Below are 17,550 nucleotides of genomic sequence, written 5' to 3'. Positions count from 1 at the left end.
CATCATCTCGACAGAGTTAACGTATCTCAAACGATGACACTGACACACAAGAACTCTACCTGTTCACTGTTTGAAAATGTAGAACCCTCATATGTACGATATATCGAACTACTCAGACTATGAATATATTATACTAAAAAAATCTTGATTTTATTTAATAAACTTCTCTTTTTGGGGAGTTATTTTAAAATATTGTTTTTTTATACTTGCAGTGTTAAAGCGGTTTCCATACAACTATCTATGGATGTTTTTTGAGATATCTTATACTTTACTCCAGAAGGAAGAGCTTTTGCGGTAGTCTTGCCAATGACTACGACTTTAGCATCCTCTCCTATGGTATGAGTCTTCAAAAAGCACTCAATTGCCGATGGAGAAGTAAATACCAATATAGGATTTTCACTTACTTCTACTTCTAAAGCTTCTTTGGCACATTCACTTACATAAAGAATCTCTTCATCTATATCATAACCGTCATTCTTGCATCTTTGAACAAAGTCAGATGCTATCAATTCAGCTCGCAGATAAAGCCATTTTTTGTCTTTTGATTTTTCTTTTATGTTTTTAACAAGATTATCACCGTAACCATCACCGATATCCAAAATCTTTCCGCCAAAACTCTCATAAGATGCAGCAGTTTTTGCAGATACACAAAGAGCAGGAATATTTATGAAATTTTCTCTTTTATATTGTTCAAGTGCTTTTACTGTTTGTTTGGAAGTTATTATCAGATAGTCGTATTTACTAAAATCGATTTGCGGTTTTAAAAATCTGACCTCTAAAGATTTAGAGCTTATAGCATCTGGATGTTTTGAAGTTGCGAAGAGGTATATTTGTCTTTTCATGAGAAGAGAGATTTAAATCTCTACTCCCATTCTATAGTAGCAGGTGGCTTACTTGAGATATCGTAAACTACACGATTTATACCATCAACTTCATTGATGATTCTTCTGGAGATTCTCTCTAGTAAGTCATGTGGAAGGTGTGCAAATGTCGCTGTCATTCCATCAACAGCTTCAACGACTCTAACACACACAGTATTATCATAAGTACGGTTGTCACCCATTACACCGACAGATTTTACATTCAGTAAAACTGCAAAGGCCTGCCAAGTCTTAGCGTAGTAACCACTGGCCTTTAACTCATCTAGTAAAATAACATCAGCTTCACGAAGTAAAGTTAAGTCAGGTACATTTACATCACCCATGATTCTAATTGCCAAACCAGGTCCAGGGAACGGATGGCGGTTAATCATAGACTCTGGAAGACCAAGTTCCAATCCTATTTTACGAACTTCATCTTTGAAAAGTTCACGTAAAGGTTCAATTAATTCAAAATCCATCCAATCAGGAAGACCACCAACGTTATGGTGTGATTTTATTACTTCAGATGGACCGTTTACAGATATTGACTCAATAACATCAGGGTATAGTGTACCTTGAGCTAAGAATTTAATACCATTGTGTTTTTTAGCCTCTTTTTCGAACTCTTCTATGAACGTGTGACCAATTATCTTACGTTTTTCTTCAGGGTCTGATATGCCTGCCAGTTTTCCTAAAAAGTTATCAACTGCATCTACCGTGATAAGAGGAGCTTTTAGATTCAGTTTGAAAACTTGTTCAACTTGTTCACGCTCACCTTTACGTAAAAGTCCATTATCTACAAATACTGGAATAAGTTGATCACCTATCGCTTCATAAAGCATCGCAGCAACAACAGAGCTATCAACTCCGCCGCTTAGTCCACAAAGGACTTTTCCATCACCTACTTTTTCGCGAATGATTTTAATCTGCTCTTTTAAGAAGTGCTCCATTTTCCATTTTTCAGTTACTCCACAAATGTTTTTTGCAAAATTTCTAAGCATCAGGTAGCCCTCTTCAGAGTGCTGTACTTCAGGATGATACTGCATTGCATAAACACGTTTTTCTTCATTTGCTATTGCTGCGTATGGAGAGTTTGCACTTATAGCAATCGGTTTGAATCCATCCGGTAAAACATCTACTTTATCAGAGTGACTCATCCAGACAATACGACCGCTTTCACAATCTTGGAGTAATGGAGAGCAGTGTTGCGGTTCAACAATTTCGAGTTCAGCTTTTCCATACTCATGATGGTCTGAGCGTATTACGCTTCCACCAAAATCTACCGCGATTCTTTGCATACCGTAACAGATACCAAGAACAGGCAATCCCATATTGTAAACACCCTGATCAACTTCATATGCATTTTCATTATAAACAGAAGAAGGACCACCGCTTAAGATGATACCTTTTGGGTTTTTTGCTGCAATCTCTTCTACTGATGTATGGTATGGAAGAATTTCACAATATATTTTATCTTCACGAAGACGACGAGCTATAAGTTGGGTGTACTGAGAACCAAAATCTAAAACTATGATGCTAACATTTGTCATAAAAATGCCTTTTTATTTTTTATATCACATTACGGGCAAAGCCCGTAATTATAAGCTAACGCTTGGTTTCCTTTGGTAGGAAGCCCACGCACCTGTGTTGCTTAACAATAGTGCTTTAATTAATCACGGAAGGATACTATAAAAAAGATTAAGATTTGATATAAGGAAATTTGAGATAGAAAAAACCTCTTCTATCTCAATAAAACAAATGTTTTACGCACCAATATTTAATACTTCGTACTGAAGATACCAAATAGCAATTGATGTAATATAACCGATAAGAATAGTCCATGAATATTTCATGTGAGCACCAAATGTATAAATACCCGGTAATTTACCCATTACACCAACACCTGCAGCTGAACCAAAAGAAATTAAACTACCACCTACACCTGCTGTTAATGTTACAAGCATCCACTGATCTAGTCCCATCGACGGCGACGCTTTAAGTACGGCAGACATAACAGGTACATTATCAACGATTGCCGATAAAAATCCTACCCCGATATTTGACCAAGTCGGACCAAGAACATTCGGATCGTAAACTACAGCGGCTAAAGCTAACCAACCTATAAAATAAAGCGCTCCCACAGCAGCTAAAATACCAAAGAAGAACAGAAGCGTATTGTTTTCTATTTTACTCATTGATTCAAAGATATTAAGCTGTGAATTGTATTTTCTTTTTAGTCTATACTGGAATAACTTCAGTACGGCTAAACCAAACATCATCCCCCACATCGCAGGCAAATGAAGAACTTGGTGAGATATTACCGCAGAAGCGATAGTAAAAATACCAAGACCAATAGCGATATTCGCTCCATGCATCATCTCAGGAGATTTTTCTTTGGATGCATCAAAATCAGGTTTTGTCTGCGGCACAAACTTGCTTAATATAAATGCCGTTACAAGATAACCACCTAAAGAGGCTGGAAGTAAAAACAGAAAATCTGAAAAAGCACCTTTACCGGCAGTCCAGGCCATAAGAGTTGTGATATCTCCAAAAGGAGACCAAGCACCGCCGGCATTTGCCGCTACAACAATATTAATCGCACCTGGGACAAGAAAGTGTTTGTTTTCACGCTCGATTGTGATTAAAACTGTTGATAAGATAAGTGCTGTTGTCAAGTTATCCGCAATCGGAGATATGAAAAATGCTAAAAACCCTGTTAACCAGAACAACTTTCTGTAATTATATCCTTTAGATATCAAATTATATTTGAGTTTTTCAAAAACATTCATATGTATTAGTGTTTCAATATATGTCATTGCAACAAACAAAAAGAAGAAAATCTCAGCAATTTCAAGTATCAGATGCTGTGCCTGAATATGAACTAAATCCATGTTTAAATGATTCATTGCATAATACGCAGCTATTAAAATAAACATAAATGTACCGGCAAATAATGCAGGTTTAGCTTTATCTATGTGGTATTTTTCCTCTGTTGCAACAAAGTAGTAGGCAACAACAAAAATCACAAGAGAGACCAAGCCCACCCACGTAAAAGTCAAATCGGGAATTACATCTGTAGATACCCCGGAACTCGCATATGTTAAACTAATGCTAAGCATTAGCATCATCAATAATCTTATCATTATTGTCCTTTTTAATAAAATGTACACCTATGGATTTATCTCTAGCTAATGCTGAAAGAACAATCTCTTTTGCCGTTAATAAACGAAATTTTAACAGTTTACCAATTTTTTCTTTTAAAAGAGCATTGATTTGCTCTAATGCCTTATTTAATCCATCATTTGTTCTAACTATAGAGACATATTCCCACATAATCTCACGAAGAAGATTTTTCTTCTCTTTATCTCCTTTGAGACTCATTACTTCATTGCTGACATCAAACTCAAGCATCTTTTTTTGCTTTGCATTTTGCAAAATATCTTGTACCGCCTTTTTTGCAAATACTAAAGCTTCCAATAGTGAGTTAGAAGCCAGTCTATTTGCCCCATGAACTCTCACGGATGCCACTTCACCAATAGCGTAAAGTCCACTCACGTTTGGAACTTTTCCTTTTAAATCAGTCTTTATACCGCCTATAGCATAATGAAAAGCCGGAGAGATTGGAACTCTTTGCTCCGGTACGTCAAAACCGATATCTCTCAGGTTTTTATATATGTTTGGAAATCTCTGCATAAAATAGTGGTAATCAAAATTGCTAAGGTTTAGATAGGTTTTCAAGCCTGTTTTTTTAGTATAGTCATATATAGATTTACTAACTATATCCCTAGAAGCAAGCTCACCGCGAGAATCATACTCAAACAAAAATCTTTTTCCATTTTCATCTTCTATGGTCGCACCCTCACCTCTTAGCGCTTCAGTTAAGAGAAGTTTTTGAGCATACTCACTATTTACATAGACAGTCGGGTGAAATTGCATCATCTCCATATTTTCTAGTTCTATACCTTTTAAAACACAGAGTCCCTGCAAATCTGCGCTGATACACGGAGCATTTGTATGATATTGATAAAGAGAGCCTACTCCACCGCTTGCTATTATCACGTTGGGAGCGTAGATATTTCTACTCTCTCTATGATCTAAAACAGTGACGCCGTAACATTCACCATCTTTTATGAGAAGGTCTACGACTCTGGCATCGCTGAGCATCGGATGCGGGTTTTGTTCCAGTAAAAAGAAATGCATGTGCCTACCCGTTGCATCTCCTCCGGCATGAAGAATTCTACTAGTCGAGTGAGCTGCTTCTTTCGTATAAAGAAGTTTTCCATCGTCATCACGGTCAAACTCAAATCCTCTTTCAATCAGATCATCGATAACTTCCCGTGAGTTATGGCTTAAAACTTTTACGGCTTCTTCATCACAAAGACCTGCTCCGGCTTCAAGGGTATCTTTTATATGAAGAGGAATATCATCTTCATCTTTTGAGAGTGCCACTCCACCCTGAGCATAGAAGCTGTTGCATTTAAAAGTTTCTCTTTTATTTATTATGAGTACTTTTTTATCTTTTGGAATGTGAGAAGCCGCATACAGACCGGCTACTCCCGCTCCAATTATTATTACATCATACTGCATTATTTACTTGGCTCTTTGATGATAAACTTAACATTATCATCGCCCTTAGGAGCTTCTTCTTTATAATAAGGCGCTTTTTTATATCCGCATCCGTTTAAACTTAATACAAACATTGCTATAATAAGCAGATGAAAAACAGTGCTCAAATTCTTAATTCTATTCAACATAGACCTCAATTCTCAAAACTTTCAAAATTTAGATGTATCAAAAAAATACAATCTCTATTTTCACCGGCACTTCAAAGGATGATTAAGTTTGCATATTTTAAAAATGACATACTTTTTTTTGTCCTAAATCACCCCGGGGCTAAACAAGAGTTTGATAATAATATACAAAGTATTAAAAGTGCTTTAAAGTTCGTAGCTCCTGAGGAATGTATGGATATCAGTGTAACCGATATCAAAGCATTTGTGACAAACAAGCCTGTAGGCAAGATAACTCTGTTTAAAACTGATTCAAAAGAAATCTATAAAGAGAGAGCTACAGGGAATTTCACAATCGATATTAAGGATGAAAAATTAAACTCTTTAGTCAAATCTATCCAAAATATTATAAAAGCCAAAAATGACTCTTAAACAAACGATAAAACAGCTTCCCGACTCTGCTGGCATCTACCAATATTTTGACACTAACGGGCATCTGCTCTATATCGGAAAAGCAAAAAACCTGCAAAAAAGGGTAAAAAGTTATTTCAGTTTTACGCCTGAGTTAAAAGCAAAATCCAATCTGTCACTCAGAATAACAAAGATGATAAATCAGACGGCATCTATGAACTACATAGTCGTAAACTCAGAACATGATGCTCTAATACTTGAAAACTCACTTATCAAGCAGTTGAATCCAAAATATAATATTCTTCTTCGGGATGACAAGACTTATCCATATATCTACATAGACAACTCTCAAAGATACCCTAGGTTTGAGATAACAAGAAAAATTATAGACTCATCCGATATCAAATATTTCGGACCTTATTCTGTAGCTTCTAGAGATATTTTAGACTCTGTGTACGAGCTTTGCAAACTTGTTCAAAAAAAGGGATGCCTAAAATCAAAGAAACTCTGTTTGTATCATCAGATTGATAAATGTTTAGGTCCTTGTGAACTTCCTATCTCAGATGCAAGATATGAACAAGAGTTAGATTTAGCTCATGAACTGATTCAAAATAAAAAATTGCTCATAAAAAAACTTCAAGAAAAGATGTCTTTTTATGCCGAGAACCTGAGATTCGAAGAGGCAGGTGAGTTAAGAGACAGGATAGAGAGAATCACCCGTTCAGAGATTAAAAGTGAAATAGATTTTGCAACGAATGAGAACTATGATATTTTTGTTCTTCAAAATTCTGAAACCAGAGCTGTCGTTGTCAGAATATTTATGAGAGATGGAAAAATCATCTCCTCTACTCATGATTTCATACAGCTCAACGAAGGTTATGATGAGGATGAGCTCTACCAGAGGGTTCTTTTAGCATTCTACTCCAAAGAAAAACCTCCGATTATTGCACCCATTTTAGTTGCATCTCAGTTTGAGAACCTAGAGATTATACAAGAGCATCTAAGTAGTGTTTTTGAAAAAAAAGCGACTATTAAAGTACCAAAACAAGGTAATAAAAAACAGCTTATTGATTTGGCCATTCTTAATGCCAAAGAACTTCTAAAAAAAGACAAACAATCAGTTGACACAAAAATATTAGATGAATTAAAAGACCTTCTTTGCTTAGAGCGCATCCCAAAAAGAGTCGAAGTCTTTGACAATTCTCACATGTCCGGAGTTGCAACTGTAGGGGCGATGATTGTTTATGAAAATGGTGAGTTTGATAAAAAAAGCTATAGGACTTATCATCTTGAAGCAAAAGACGAATACGCTCAGATGCGCGAGACTTTAACAAGAAGAGTTGAAAGTTTTTCCAAAAACTCACCTCCTGATTTATGGATAATCGACGGAGGAGCTACTCTTTTAAAACTGGCTTCCGAGATTGTAGATTCAGCAGGTGTGTTTATAGATATAATCGCTATTTCAAAAGAAAAAGTTGATGCCAAAGCTCACAGGGCAAAAGGTAAAGCCAATGATATTATTCATACAAAAGATGATATATTTAAGCTAAAAAATTCCGATAAAAGACTTCAATGGACTCAAAATTTAAGAGATGAAGCACATAGAAGTGCAATAAGCTTCCACAAAAAAACAAAACTTAAACTTGACAAAGAGAGTAAACTTTTGAGTCTTCATGGAATCTCTGAGGCGAAGGTGAAAAAACTACTCAATCATTTTGGAACCTTTGAAGCCCTAAAAACCCTAACTATTGAAGAAATAGGCTCTGTTTTAAACATAAAAGATGCAAAAGTAATTAAAAATATTTACGTCTAAGTATAGTTTTGCATCTATTATGATATATTTATAACCATAATATTTTGTAGAATATAAGGTTTATTTATGGACAAAGTAGTACCGGTTGATGAAGAGTATATCTTTGAAGGCAGTATGGTCATCAGTCAAACTGACTTAAAGGGTATTATAACTTTTGCAAATAGAAAATTTTGCGAAGTTTCAGGTTATAAAATAGATGAACTTATTGGAAGTAACCATAATATCATCAGACATCCAGATATGCCAAAGGCAATATTTGCCAAGATGTGGAGTACCATACAAGGTGGTCAGGCTTGGAACGGTTTAGTGAAAAATCTACGTAAAGACGGATTATATTACTGGGTTGATTCAGAAATAATCCCTGTTCGTAATGAAAATGAAGAGATAACAGGCTATATAGCTGCAAGAAAAGTCGCTTCAAGAAAAGATATTGACGAAAATAAAGAGCTTTATAAAAAAATGCTTGAAACTGAAAAGTAAGGGGAATTCATGTTAATTTATAACTACCAAAAAGAGTTTGTGGGAATTGATGAAAGTGATTTAAAAACTCTAGGATTTTCAGATCTTTCACAACTAAGAAATGAATCAGACGATTTTGCAGACCTTTTTGTAAAAACTCCTGGCTTTGTACATAACTTCAAACATGTTCATTGGATAGACTTTGTTACGTGTGCAGAAGGTAGTGATGATTCAAAAGTAGTAATACACGCTAACGGCAAGAACTTCAGATGTGTTTTAGATATAAAAACTGCTTACTTGGTAGACAATCCAACAAAAAAAGCATATATCATAAATCTTTCAAATTTAAGAACGTTGACACACAGTGAAAATGAACAAATAGCCGGAGATATACTTGAAAAACCTGCACATATAGCCTCTGCTCAAAGCAATGTTGTATTTAATACTCCTGAATTTACCGATGAATTTAATGCTGAGGAAGAAGATAAAACAATTGTCCAAAACCAGGAACCTCAAGAGAGCGTAGAAGTCACACATGACCCTTATGAGATTAGCACTACAGATACACTTGATGAACTTGGTTCAAATCCACAGATTATCGAAGACATATATGAAGACTCTCCAATAGACCTATATGATGAACCTTTAGAAGTCGGTGAAACAGAAGCTTATGAAAGTGAAGATGAAAACATTCACATTGAACCAGAAGAACAACCAGAAGAACAAATAGTTACTCCTGTTGCTGCACAAGTTCTTAATACACAGAGAGATTATGTCTATGACCCACACCTTGCATCAGATGAACTTGGACTTCCTGTTGACTTAATAGAAGAGTTTATTCAAGATTTCATTAATCAGGCAAAAGATTTTAAAGATGACTTATATCAATCACTTCTTGATGGAAACATGGACAACGTTAAAATACTCTCTCATAAACTAAAAGGTGTTGCAGCAAATTTACGCATCGAAGATGCATTTGAAGTCTTAACTAATATTAATACTTCGAGTGATACTAATGAGATTAAGACAAACATGGACACATTTTATTTAATAATTGAAAAATTATCCGGAAAAAATATTCAAGAGGGTGAGATTGCAGAATCTCAAGAAGAAATTTCTATGGAAACTGAAATAGAAGAAATACCTGAAGATAAAAATGATCATGACGACGATGATTTAATTCTTAGCTTTAAAGATGATGATGAAGTAAATACACAAGAGAAAATCGAAGATATCGAGGTTCCACAAAAAATAGAAATGCCTGAATTAGCAGACGATGATTTTTTAAACAATGATATCACGGAAAATTATACACCAGAGTTAGAACTTGAAGAGATAACCCTAGATAATGAAATCGGTGATTTAAATGAAATTGATATAGATTTTGAATCAACTCAAGATGATACATTTTTAAACGACAGCATTGAGATAGAAGAGCTAGATACTTTAGAAGAAACAGCTACAGAACTTTCTCAATCTACATTCAGCAAAGCCATGGCAGCAAGTGAGATTGGTATAGATTCACAAAGTTTTGATGCACTATTTGATGATTTTATAATAGAAGCTAGAAATGATTGTACTAAGATCAATGAAGCCGTACAACAAGATGATGCCCAAACATGGAAAGAAACTGCAGTTAAACTTAAAAGCATGAGTGATAATATGAGGATTCATGATTTTACTAAAGAGTTAGAATCAATCATCAACACACAAGATGCTGATTTGGTCAAAGAATCCATAGACTTAATAAGTGCTAAACTAGAGCAAATATCGGGCAAAGAGGTTTAATATATGCAGCTAGGTTTAAAAAACAGACTAAGATTAATCAGTTTATTTCCAATTATTATTCTATTTTCATTAACAAGTTATTACCTTTATGATTCGTACAAAAATTATCAAAGAGCGGAGATGCTTCACAATAAACTCTCCCAAAACAGATACTTAAATGATGTAGTCGGAAATGTTGCGAGGGAACGTGGTATGACTGCCATGTATCTCGGTAATCCATCAAAAAATATTTTTAAATCATTACAAGAACAAAGAAAAGTCGTTGATGCAAAAACACAAGCATATTTAGAGCACACAAAAAATGACGTTGCACTACATGACCATTCAAAAGGTGAAGAAAACTGTCTTACTTGTCAAAACTACACTTCTGTAGAGACTTCACTTCAAAAAATTTATGATGCCAGAGAATTGGTTGATAGTAAAAAAATAGCATTCAAAGATGTATTTACAAACATTTATAGTGATACTCAAAGACATTCGATTGCTCAACTTGAACAAATTACAAATGATCAGACGGACCAGTATATTAATGAGCTTTACTCAATATATATAGCAATGGTTAATGCAAAAGAGTTCAGTGGTATAGAGAGAGGTTACATGTCATACATCATCTCTCGCTCTACAAAACTTAAAGAAGAAGATCTTAACAAATGGATTTCTATAATCGGTAAAGCAGATGCTATAAGTTACAACACACTCCATAATAAAAAACTTCTTGATGAGTTAAACCAACTCTTCAAAAATGAAGATGCAATAGAACTTTTTCAAGATATCAATACTGAGAGAACAGCAATTATTTCCGCTAGTCAAAACGGTAAATATGATATTAGTTCCGGTGTCTGGTTCACAATGCACTCTGAGAAAATAAACATCATATCAAATGCAGAAGACCTGCTTTTAAATGAAATGGATAAGAGAGCTAAAGAAGTTCAAGCATCTTCATTGCAATTTCTTATTATTACAATGGTAATTTGGACAGTATCTTTAATCTTGGCTACTTTAGGTTATTTCCTATCTAATGAGATTACAAGAAACATCAAAAACCTTGAGGAAGTATTAAAAAGGGTTGCAGAAGATACAAGTGAAGATGAAGAGAGTGCTGTTATTGACCTGCAAACCGCTGATGGTACAGCTCAAGCATATGATTTGCTAGAAAAGATAATCGAGCAGACAAGAGAGGATAAGGAGTCTGCACAAGAAGCCAGTGAAGCTAAATCAATGTTTCTTGCAAATATGTCTCATGAAATACGTACTCCATTAAACGGGATTGTTGGTTTTACGGAACTTCTTAAAGATACAGGACTTGCAGAAGAACAGAGTGAGTTTGTTGAAATTATTGAAAAATCATCTGAAAACCTTCTTGAAATTATCAATAATATCCTTGACCTTTCTAAAATTGAGAGCAACAAACTTGAGATTGAAGATATTGTTTTTAATCCTATTGATGAATTTGAAAGTGCGGTTGAAGTTTACGCAGTACGTGCGAGTGAAAAGCATATAGACCTTGGATGTTTTATAGACCCGGCTCTAGAACATCCGCTAAAAGGTGACCCTACCAAGATTAAAGAAGTCATTATCAACCTGCTTTCAAATGCTGTTAAATTCACTAGCAGTGCTGGTTCTATAAATGTAGATATTAGACAGGTTGAATGTGATCAAGAAGGCAAAACAAGAGTTAGATTTGAAGTTCAAGATAGTGGTATCGGTGTAACAAGTGAACAAAAATCTAGAATTTTTGAAGCATTTTCTCAAGCAGATACATCTATTACTCGTAAGTACGGCGGTACCGGTCTCGGGCTTACAATTTCAAGCAGGTTTATTGAACTAATGGGTGGACAGCTTGATCTTCATAGTGAGACAGGATCTGGAACAACTTTTTACTTTACAATAGATTTTGAAGAAGTAGAGACACTAAATGAAAGCAGTAAAGGCACTTTTTCCAATCTTAACGCATTATTGCTTGAAGTTAACCATAAAACAAAAAGGCAAGAGACTTACTTACGTGAATATTTAGATTTCTATGGTGTCAGCTACACTACTTTTAAAGATATTAACGAGTTAGAAACTATACAAAGACAAGTAAGTTATGACTTAATATTTGTTGATTATGATTACTGTCAAGAAAATGATTTGGTTGCATATTCACAGCTTCCACAAGCTTTGGTCCTTTTAACTAAATCATACTACATGAAAAAGATAGATTCTCTCAATATAGATATATTTAAAACCATATATGAACCTCTGAATATTTCAAAAGTCAAACTAGCTCTTGACAACTTTAATGCAGAAAACTATAATGCTAAACAGGCTAAAAAAACAAATCGTAAAAAATTCAACAAAGAAACATCAAAATTTAAAGCAAATGTTTTAGTTGCCGAAGATAATATCATCAATCAAAAACTCATCAAAAGAACACTGGAAGATTTAGGATTAACGATCTCGATTGCAAGCAATGGTCTTGAAGCTTTCCAAAAAAGAAAAGATGGAAATTTTGATCTTATTTTTATGGATATTCAGATGCCTTTTCTTGACGGCGTAGAAGCAACTGCTGAAATCTTAGAATATGAAGAAGACTTCAATCAACCGCATGTTCCAATTATAGCACTAACTGCAAATGCTCTTAAAGGTGATAGAGAAAGATTCTTAGAAGCAGGTTTGGATGAGTATACAACAAAACCTTTAGTTAGGTCAGAAATAATCTCGCTTTTAAATCATTTTCTGGCAGATTTCATTGTAGAAGAAGATCCAGTAGTTCCAAAAAGTGCTGCTGAAGTTGCAAAAACAATAGATAAAGATATTGTATCTGAGGAAAATAACGAAGAAGAAGTGCAAAATAATATCTCAAATGAACAAGAGATAATAGAACAATCTATAAAGAATGAAAAATCAAAATACAAAGCAGATATTCTTTTAGCGAAAAAAACTCTTTTTGAATCAAAACTATATATACAACTTCTTGAATCATTAGGTTATACTTATGAGCTTGCTTACACAGCAAAAGAGTTAGAAGATATGACTAAGACCAATACATATAAACTTATACTCTTTGACAAAGAGTTAAGTGGACTAAATTTAGAAAAATTATCTAATGACATCAAGGCCTCAAATAAAATCAGTGGACTAATCTCTTACTTGGTTCTTATCAGTGATTCATCTTTAAAAGAAGATGCTGACGATGCTTTATATGTGCATGAATTAATTAAAAATGTGGTAAATAAAGATTTACTACGTTTAGTATTTGAAAAATTTATTTAAGGATAGGGTATGCCCAAAATAGACCTAGTAGTATTAGCAGTAGATGACGATATGATTAATCTTAAACTACTAAAATCAATGTTGATGAAAAGTGGTAAAGTTAAAGAAGTCATTGAGGCTAAAAATGGTTCGGATGCCATAGGTGTTCTCAAATCAAGAAATGATATTGATCTAATATTACTCGATATAATCATGCCTGTTATGGGTGGGATTGAGATGCTAAAAGTTGTACGTGCAGATGATAATCTTCGTCAACTTCCTATTATAGTCTTAACGACTGATGAGACTAAGAAAAGTGATGCTCTGGAGTTTGGAGCCAATGGTTTTTTAATGAAACCTATACGAAACAGCGATCTGCTTCAAAAGATATCAACTGTTATAGTGTAAGAAGTCTTACGACTCCTTCACTAAAATATATTTTAAGACCTCTTCAACCCTGCTTACACCGATTATCTCTAAAGAATCTTTTACTTCTTTTGGAATATCATCCAAATCTCTTTCATAATTTTTTGAAGGTATTAAGACCTTACTCATGCCGGCCTTATGCGCGGCTATCAGTTTTTCTCTTAATCCGCCTATAGGTAGAACATCTCCGCTTAAAGAAACTTCTCCAGTCATAGCAATCTCAGAACGGATTTTTTCTCCGCTTAGTATTGAAGAGATGACACTGACCATTGCTATACCTGCACTTGGCCCGTCTTTTGGAGTTGCACCGTCTGGGACATGTATATGCAGGTCATAACGCTTATATACTTCACTAGGATCAACTTTGATTTTTTCTTCTGTTTCTTTAAATGTAAGAGGAATATTCTCAGGTGCTATTTTCAGCTTCTTAGTGTCAATAAGAGTCTTAACAACACTCATAGCTATTCGTGCAGATTCTTTCATCACATCTCCAAGACTACCCGTTAGCTGCATAGTGCCTTTACCCTTGATTCTAATGCTCTCTATCTTTAGTACATCTCCGCCGACCGCTGTCCAAGCTAATCCGTTAACTACACCTACAACAGGTACTTTCGTTGTCTTTTCTATTTCAAAAACACTTTTATCGAAGAAGTCTTTTAAATTTTTTAGTGTTATGGATATCTTATCGGTTGCAGAATTTTCTAATATTTGACGAGCTATCTTTCTACTCATATCTGCAATTCTACGGCGGAGATTTCTCACGCCGGCTTCTCTTGTATAACTATGTATCAACTCTTTAAGAGCAGGTTTTGAGATGCTCACTTCACTCTTTTTGAGTCCATGTTTCTTAAGTTCTTGAGGTATTAAATATCTCTTTGCAATCTCGAGTTTTTCTTGCGGAGTATATGAACTTATTGTTATAAACTCCATTCTATCACGAAGGGGAGTAGGAATACGACTGACATCATTTGCAGTAGCAATAAAAATAACCTTACTTAAATCTATGTCAAAGTTAAGATAGTAATCTCTAAACTCCTTGTTTTGCTCCGGGTCCAATATCTCTAAAAGTGCTGCCGTAGGATCCCCTCTTTGAGAGCGGGAGACTTTATCTATCTCATCCAAAACAACAACAGGATTCATCTTCTTGGCATCTATTAGACCTTGAGTAATACGACCGGGCATAGCACCGACATAAGTTCTTCTGTGCCCTCTTAACTCATTTACATCTTCAAGCCCGCCAAGAGCTATTCTGACAAGTGGTCTCTTAAGAGCTTCCGCAATGGAATTTGCCAAAGAAGTCTTACCGACACCCGGAGGTCCTGAAAAACACAAAATCGCCCCTGCACTGTCACTGCTAAGACCTCTTAACTCCAAGAGCTCTCTTACGGCAAAATACTCAATTATTCTCTCTTTTGGCTTTTTAAGTGAAAAATGGTCCTCATTTAACTGCGCCTCGACGTCTTTTATTTTAAGTGCTTTTTTCGCATTCTCACCAAATGGAATCTCTAATGTCCAGTCCAAGTATGTCTGAGTCATAGATGCATCTGAAGAATCCGGATGCATTCTAGAGAACCTCTCTATCTGTTTAGATATTTCTTTATAAGCTTCCTCACCCATTTTGCCTTTTTTGGCTTCTAGTTTATTACGGTATTCTTCTATCTCTTCATCACGAGCAGTATCAGTTCCCAACTCTTTTTGGATCTGTTTTAACTGCTCTTTTAAAAAGTACTCTTTATTTACTTTTTCTATGTGGGTATGAACTTTACTTCTAATCTCTTTTTGTATTTTGTTCGCTTCTATCTCATCAATAAGATAATCAATTAGAAATAAAAATCTTTTTTCCGTATCTGTCTCAACAAAAAGTTTATACGCTTGTTCTTTTTTAAGTTTTACACTGCTGCATATCAGATCTATGATGCGGTTATGATCATGATTCTCTTCTATGGTTCTCAATAAATCCGGAGGAAAATAATTGCTTACACTAGAGAGTGTTCTGACTTTTTCACGAACTACTTCGAGTATGGCATCTATCTTTAGAGAACCCACATTTGTAGCTTGAAGTATATCCACCTTTGCTATCAGAGGTGAATCTTGTACTTCATAAAGTATTTTAGCACGTGCGAGTCCTTGAAAAAGAACCTTAACACGACCATCTGGAAGCGCTACTTTTCTCATAATAGAGCCAACTACACCCGCATCGTAAAGTGAGTCAAACGTTCTCTCGCCATTTCTTGAAGGTTTGGTAGGACAGACAATGACTAAAGAGCTGTCCTCCATGGCTAAAGTTGCCGCCTTTATATTGTTTTCATCACTCAAGAAAAGCGGTGATATCATAAAAGGGTATAAAAAAAGTTCGTCTTCTGCTATTACCGGTATATCAGCCGGAAAATCTCCATAATTGCTTAATTTCATATTTTCATCCTAAATTTGTTAAAGTTCTAATATTTTATCTCTCAAGGCATTAAACTCATCTTCTGTGATGATACCTTTATCTTTTAAATCTTGTGCTTTATCTAGTTCATCTTGTTGAAATTTACTCAAAGTTTTCTTAGTTTCAGTTATTTCTTTTGCTGGGGCTTTTTGAGTCAAACTGTCATTAACAATAGAGTTTCTTGAAACAACACTCCTTGTATCAGGAACCATAAAAGCATACCAACTTTCAGTACCGTCACCTTCAAACCACTCACGATACCAGGGAGAATTTGCTCTGTCTACCTCATTCCAGTTTATCCACGGTTGTGGTTTAAGTGTTCTATAGTACTGGGCACTTTTTGGTTTGTCTAGTCTGGCGTAAAGATCTGCTATTGTCTCATTTAAGGCAGCTTCAGCCATATATAAATGCGTTTGCATGGTATCTACAACGTTATAGTACATAGAATCAGGATAGTTATGTTTAAACTTTTGCGCTTCTCTTATAGCATCTGCGATAAGCGCTTGATCACGCCTTGGATTTGGAAGAGCAAGATACTTAGCTTTTATCTTTAAAAACTCTGCATCTTCTTTCTCATTTGCCGTTGCATATCTTTTTATGTATTCATTTAAAAAATGTTCACTTAAGAGATACTCTTCATCATGCATATGAGCTATAGCCAAAATCATAGTTGCTTCGGGCAAAAGAGGTGAACCGATATGCTCACCTTGGAGAGAACTATAATAGTTATCTGCTTTTTCCAAATCTCCCTGAGAAATATTTTTTACTATTTTCCCATACCAATATATAGCCGGCTTGTTATACTCTTCCAACTCTTTAGAACAACCGCTAAAAAAGATGATAGCTGAGAATGCCGTCAGTAAAAAACTATTTTTAAATTTCATCAAATAATATCCCAATATATAAATAAGATGATATTTTAGCTAAAAGATATATAACACTGATTAAACTAGGTACATTTTATGCTTAAAGTGCTACAATAAACAAATAATTTGCAAAAGGTTTTTTATGAAATTTGACATGAGCGTACCTCTTTTAGGCTTTGAAAAGATAAAACAGGTAGAGTTACAAAAGATTGATGATATTTTTATGAAAATGGTTTCTTGTGAAGATGAGCATATATCTTTTACTCTTATAAACCCTTTTGTTTTAAGAGAATATGATTTTGAAGTTCCAAACAATATCAAAAATATGATGGAAATAAATGAAAAATCAAATCTTTTGATTTTGAATATTGTTCTTATACAAACTCCCATAGAGAACTCTGTGGTAAATTTCATAGGGCCTCTTATCTTTAACACAGATAACAATAAGGCAGCTCAAGTAATCCTTGCTGAATCTACGAAGTACGGTGTAGCTGAAAAAATATCTACTTTTTTAAATAAATAATTTAAGAAA

14 protein-coding genes are annotated in these 17,550 nt (G+C 34.7%); 7 read left to right on the top strand and 7 right to left on the bottom strand.

The window, feature by feature from the left end; translation table 11 throughout:
- Positions 1-200 precede the first annotated feature (200 nt).
- The 5 genes from ABYK18_RS09670 to ABYK18_RS09650 all read right to left on the bottom strand — a co-directional run bounded on the left by ABYK18_RS09670 (position 201) and on the right by ABYK18_RS09650 (position 5,593).
- Complete coding sequence (locus tag ABYK18_RS09670; protein WP_373036468.1) at positions 201-842, bottom strand: uroporphyrinogen-III synthase; 642 nt, start codon at positions 840-842, stop codon at positions 201-203.
- 20 nt (positions 843-862) lie between these two features.
- A complete protein-coding gene (gene guaA / locus ABYK18_RS09665) occupies positions 863-2,410 on the bottom strand; it encodes a glutamine-hydrolyzing GMP synthase (RefSeq protein WP_373036467.1) in 1,548 nt (515 codons plus the stop codon).
- A gap of 213 nt (positions 2,411-2,623) precedes the next feature.
- On the bottom strand, positions 2,624-4,000 hold the full coding sequence (gene nhaD / locus ABYK18_RS09660) for a sodium:proton antiporter NhaD (protein WP_373036489.1): 1,377 nt from the start codon (positions 3,998-4,000) through the stop codon (positions 2,624-2,626).
- Positions 3,972-5,447, bottom strand: a complete 1,476-nt coding sequence (nadB, locus tag ABYK18_RS09655; RefSeq protein WP_373036466.1) for an L-aspartate oxidase — start codon at positions 5,445-5,447, stop codon at positions 3,972-3,974. Before nadB ends, nhaD begins: the two co-directional genes overlap by 29 nt.
- Positions 5,447-5,593 carry a hypothetical protein gene (locus ABYK18_RS09650; RefSeq protein ID WP_373036465.1) on the bottom strand — a complete coding sequence of 49 codons (147 nt, stop codon included), beginning with the start codon at positions 5,591-5,593 and terminating at the stop codon, positions 5,447-5,449. The genes nadB and ABYK18_RS09650 overlap by 1 nt, the downstream gene beginning before the upstream one ends.
- Between ABYK18_RS09650 and ABYK18_RS09645 the strand changes: the two genes are divergently transcribed.
- From ABYK18_RS09645 to ABYK18_RS09620, 6 genes are all read left to right on the top strand, one after another.
- Entirely contained in the window at positions 5,576-6,022 is a 447-nt protein-coding gene (locus ABYK18_RS09645) for a hypothetical protein (protein WP_373036464.1), read from the top strand. The genes ABYK18_RS09650 and ABYK18_RS09645 overlap by 18 nt on opposite strands.
- A complete protein-coding gene (uvrC, locus tag ABYK18_RS09640) occupies positions 6,012-7,814 on the top strand; it encodes an excinuclease ABC subunit UvrC (protein ID WP_373036463.1) in 1,803 nt (600 codons plus the stop codon). Before ABYK18_RS09645 ends, uvrC begins: the two co-directional genes overlap by 11 nt.
- A gap of 66 nt (positions 7,815-7,880) precedes the next feature.
- Positions 7,881-8,294: a PAS domain-containing protein gene (locus ABYK18_RS09635; RefSeq protein WP_373036462.1), complete on the top strand. Its 414-nt coding sequence runs from the start codon at positions 7,881-7,883 to the stop codon at positions 8,292-8,294.
- Between the two features lie 9 nt (positions 8,295-8,303).
- Complete coding sequence (locus tag ABYK18_RS09630) at positions 8,304-10,061, top strand: Hpt domain-containing protein (RefSeq protein WP_373036461.1); 1,758 nt, start codon at positions 8,304-8,306, stop codon at positions 10,059-10,061.
- Between the two features lie 3 nt (positions 10,062-10,064).
- Entirely contained in the window at positions 10,065-13,316 is a 3,252-nt protein-coding gene (locus ABYK18_RS09625) for a nitrate- and nitrite sensing domain-containing protein (protein WP_373036460.1), read from the top strand.
- 9 nt (positions 13,317-13,325) lie between these two features.
- Positions 13,326-13,703, top strand: a complete 378-nt coding sequence (locus ABYK18_RS09620; protein ID WP_373036459.1) for a PleD family two-component system response regulator — start codon at positions 13,326-13,328, stop codon at positions 13,701-13,703.
- Positions 13,704-13,709: 6 nt separating this feature from the next.
- Here ABYK18_RS09620 and lon read toward each other — a convergent pair whose 3' ends face one another.
- Both lon and bamD read right to left on the bottom strand, forming a co-directional pair.
- Positions 13,710-16,133 (bottom strand): endopeptidase La, encoded by a 2,424-nt coding sequence (gene lon / locus ABYK18_RS09615; RefSeq protein WP_373036458.1) that lies wholly within the window; start codon positions 16,131-16,133, stop codon positions 13,710-13,712.
- Positions 16,134-16,151: 18 nt separating this feature from the next.
- Positions 16,152-17,036, bottom strand: a complete 885-nt coding sequence (bamD, locus tag ABYK18_RS09610) for an outer membrane protein assembly factor BamD (RefSeq protein ID WP_373036457.1) — start codon at positions 17,034-17,036, stop codon at positions 16,152-16,154.
- Between the two features lie 124 nt (positions 17,037-17,160).
- On the opposite strand from bamD, the gene fliW reads away from it, so the two are divergent.
- Complete coding sequence (gene fliW, locus ABYK18_RS09605; protein WP_373036456.1) at positions 17,161-17,541, top strand: flagellar assembly protein FliW; 381 nt, start codon at positions 17,161-17,163, stop codon at positions 17,539-17,541.
- Positions 17,542-17,550: the final 9 nt, after the last annotated feature.

Origin of the sequence: Sulfurimonas sp. (genome assembly GCF_041563495.1) — a bacterium.
GTDB lineage: Bacteria > Campylobacterota > Campylobacteria > Campylobacterales > Sulfurimonadaceae > Sulfurimonas.
This window is presented reverse-complemented; position numbering and strand designations above follow the sequence as displayed.

Excerpts from the sequence above, each read along its gene's own strand:
- uvrC (WP_373036463.1), top strand. The coding sequence starts at position 6,012 with ATGACTCTTAAACAAACGATAAAACAGCTTCCCGACTCTGCTGGCATC.
- ABYK18_RS09630 (WP_373036461.1), top strand. The coding sequence starts at position 8,304 with ATGTTAATTTATAACTACCAAAAAGAGTTTGTGGGAATTGATGAAAGT.
- ABYK18_RS09670 (WP_373036468.1), bottom strand. The coding sequence starts at position 842 with ATGAAAAGACAAATATACCTCTTCGCAACTTCAAAACATCCAGATGCT.
- ABYK18_RS09645 (WP_373036464.1), top strand. The coding sequence starts at position 5,576 with ATGAAAAACAGTGCTCAAATTCTTAATTCTATTCAACATAGACCTCAA.
- nadB (WP_373036466.1), bottom strand. The coding sequence starts at position 5,447 with ATGCAGTATGATGTAATAATAATTGGAGCGGGAGTAGCCGGTCTGTAT.
- ABYK18_RS09635 (WP_373036462.1), top strand. The coding sequence starts at position 7,881 with ATGGACAAAGTAGTACCGGTTGATGAAGAGTATATCTTTGAAGGCAGT.
- ABYK18_RS09625 (WP_373036460.1), top strand. The coding sequence starts at position 10,065 with ATGCAGCTAGGTTTAAAAAACAGACTAAGATTAATCAGTTTATTTCCA.
- guaA (WP_373036467.1), bottom strand. The coding sequence starts at position 2,410 with ATGACAAATGTTAGCATCATAGTTTTAGATTTTGGTTCTCAGTACACC.
- ABYK18_RS09620 (WP_373036459.1), top strand. The coding sequence starts at position 13,326 with ATGCCCAAAATAGACCTAGTAGTATTAGCAGTAGATGACGATATGATT.
- bamD (WP_373036457.1), bottom strand. The coding sequence starts at position 17,036 with ATGAAATTTAAAAATAGTTTTTTACTGACGGCATTCTCAGCTATCATC.
- lon (WP_373036458.1), bottom strand. The coding sequence starts at position 16,133 with ATGAAATTAAGCAATTATGGAGATTTTCCGGCTGATATACCGGTAATA.
- fliW (WP_373036456.1), top strand. The coding sequence starts at position 17,161 with ATGAAATTTGACATGAGCGTACCTCTTTTAGGCTTTGAAAAGATAAAA.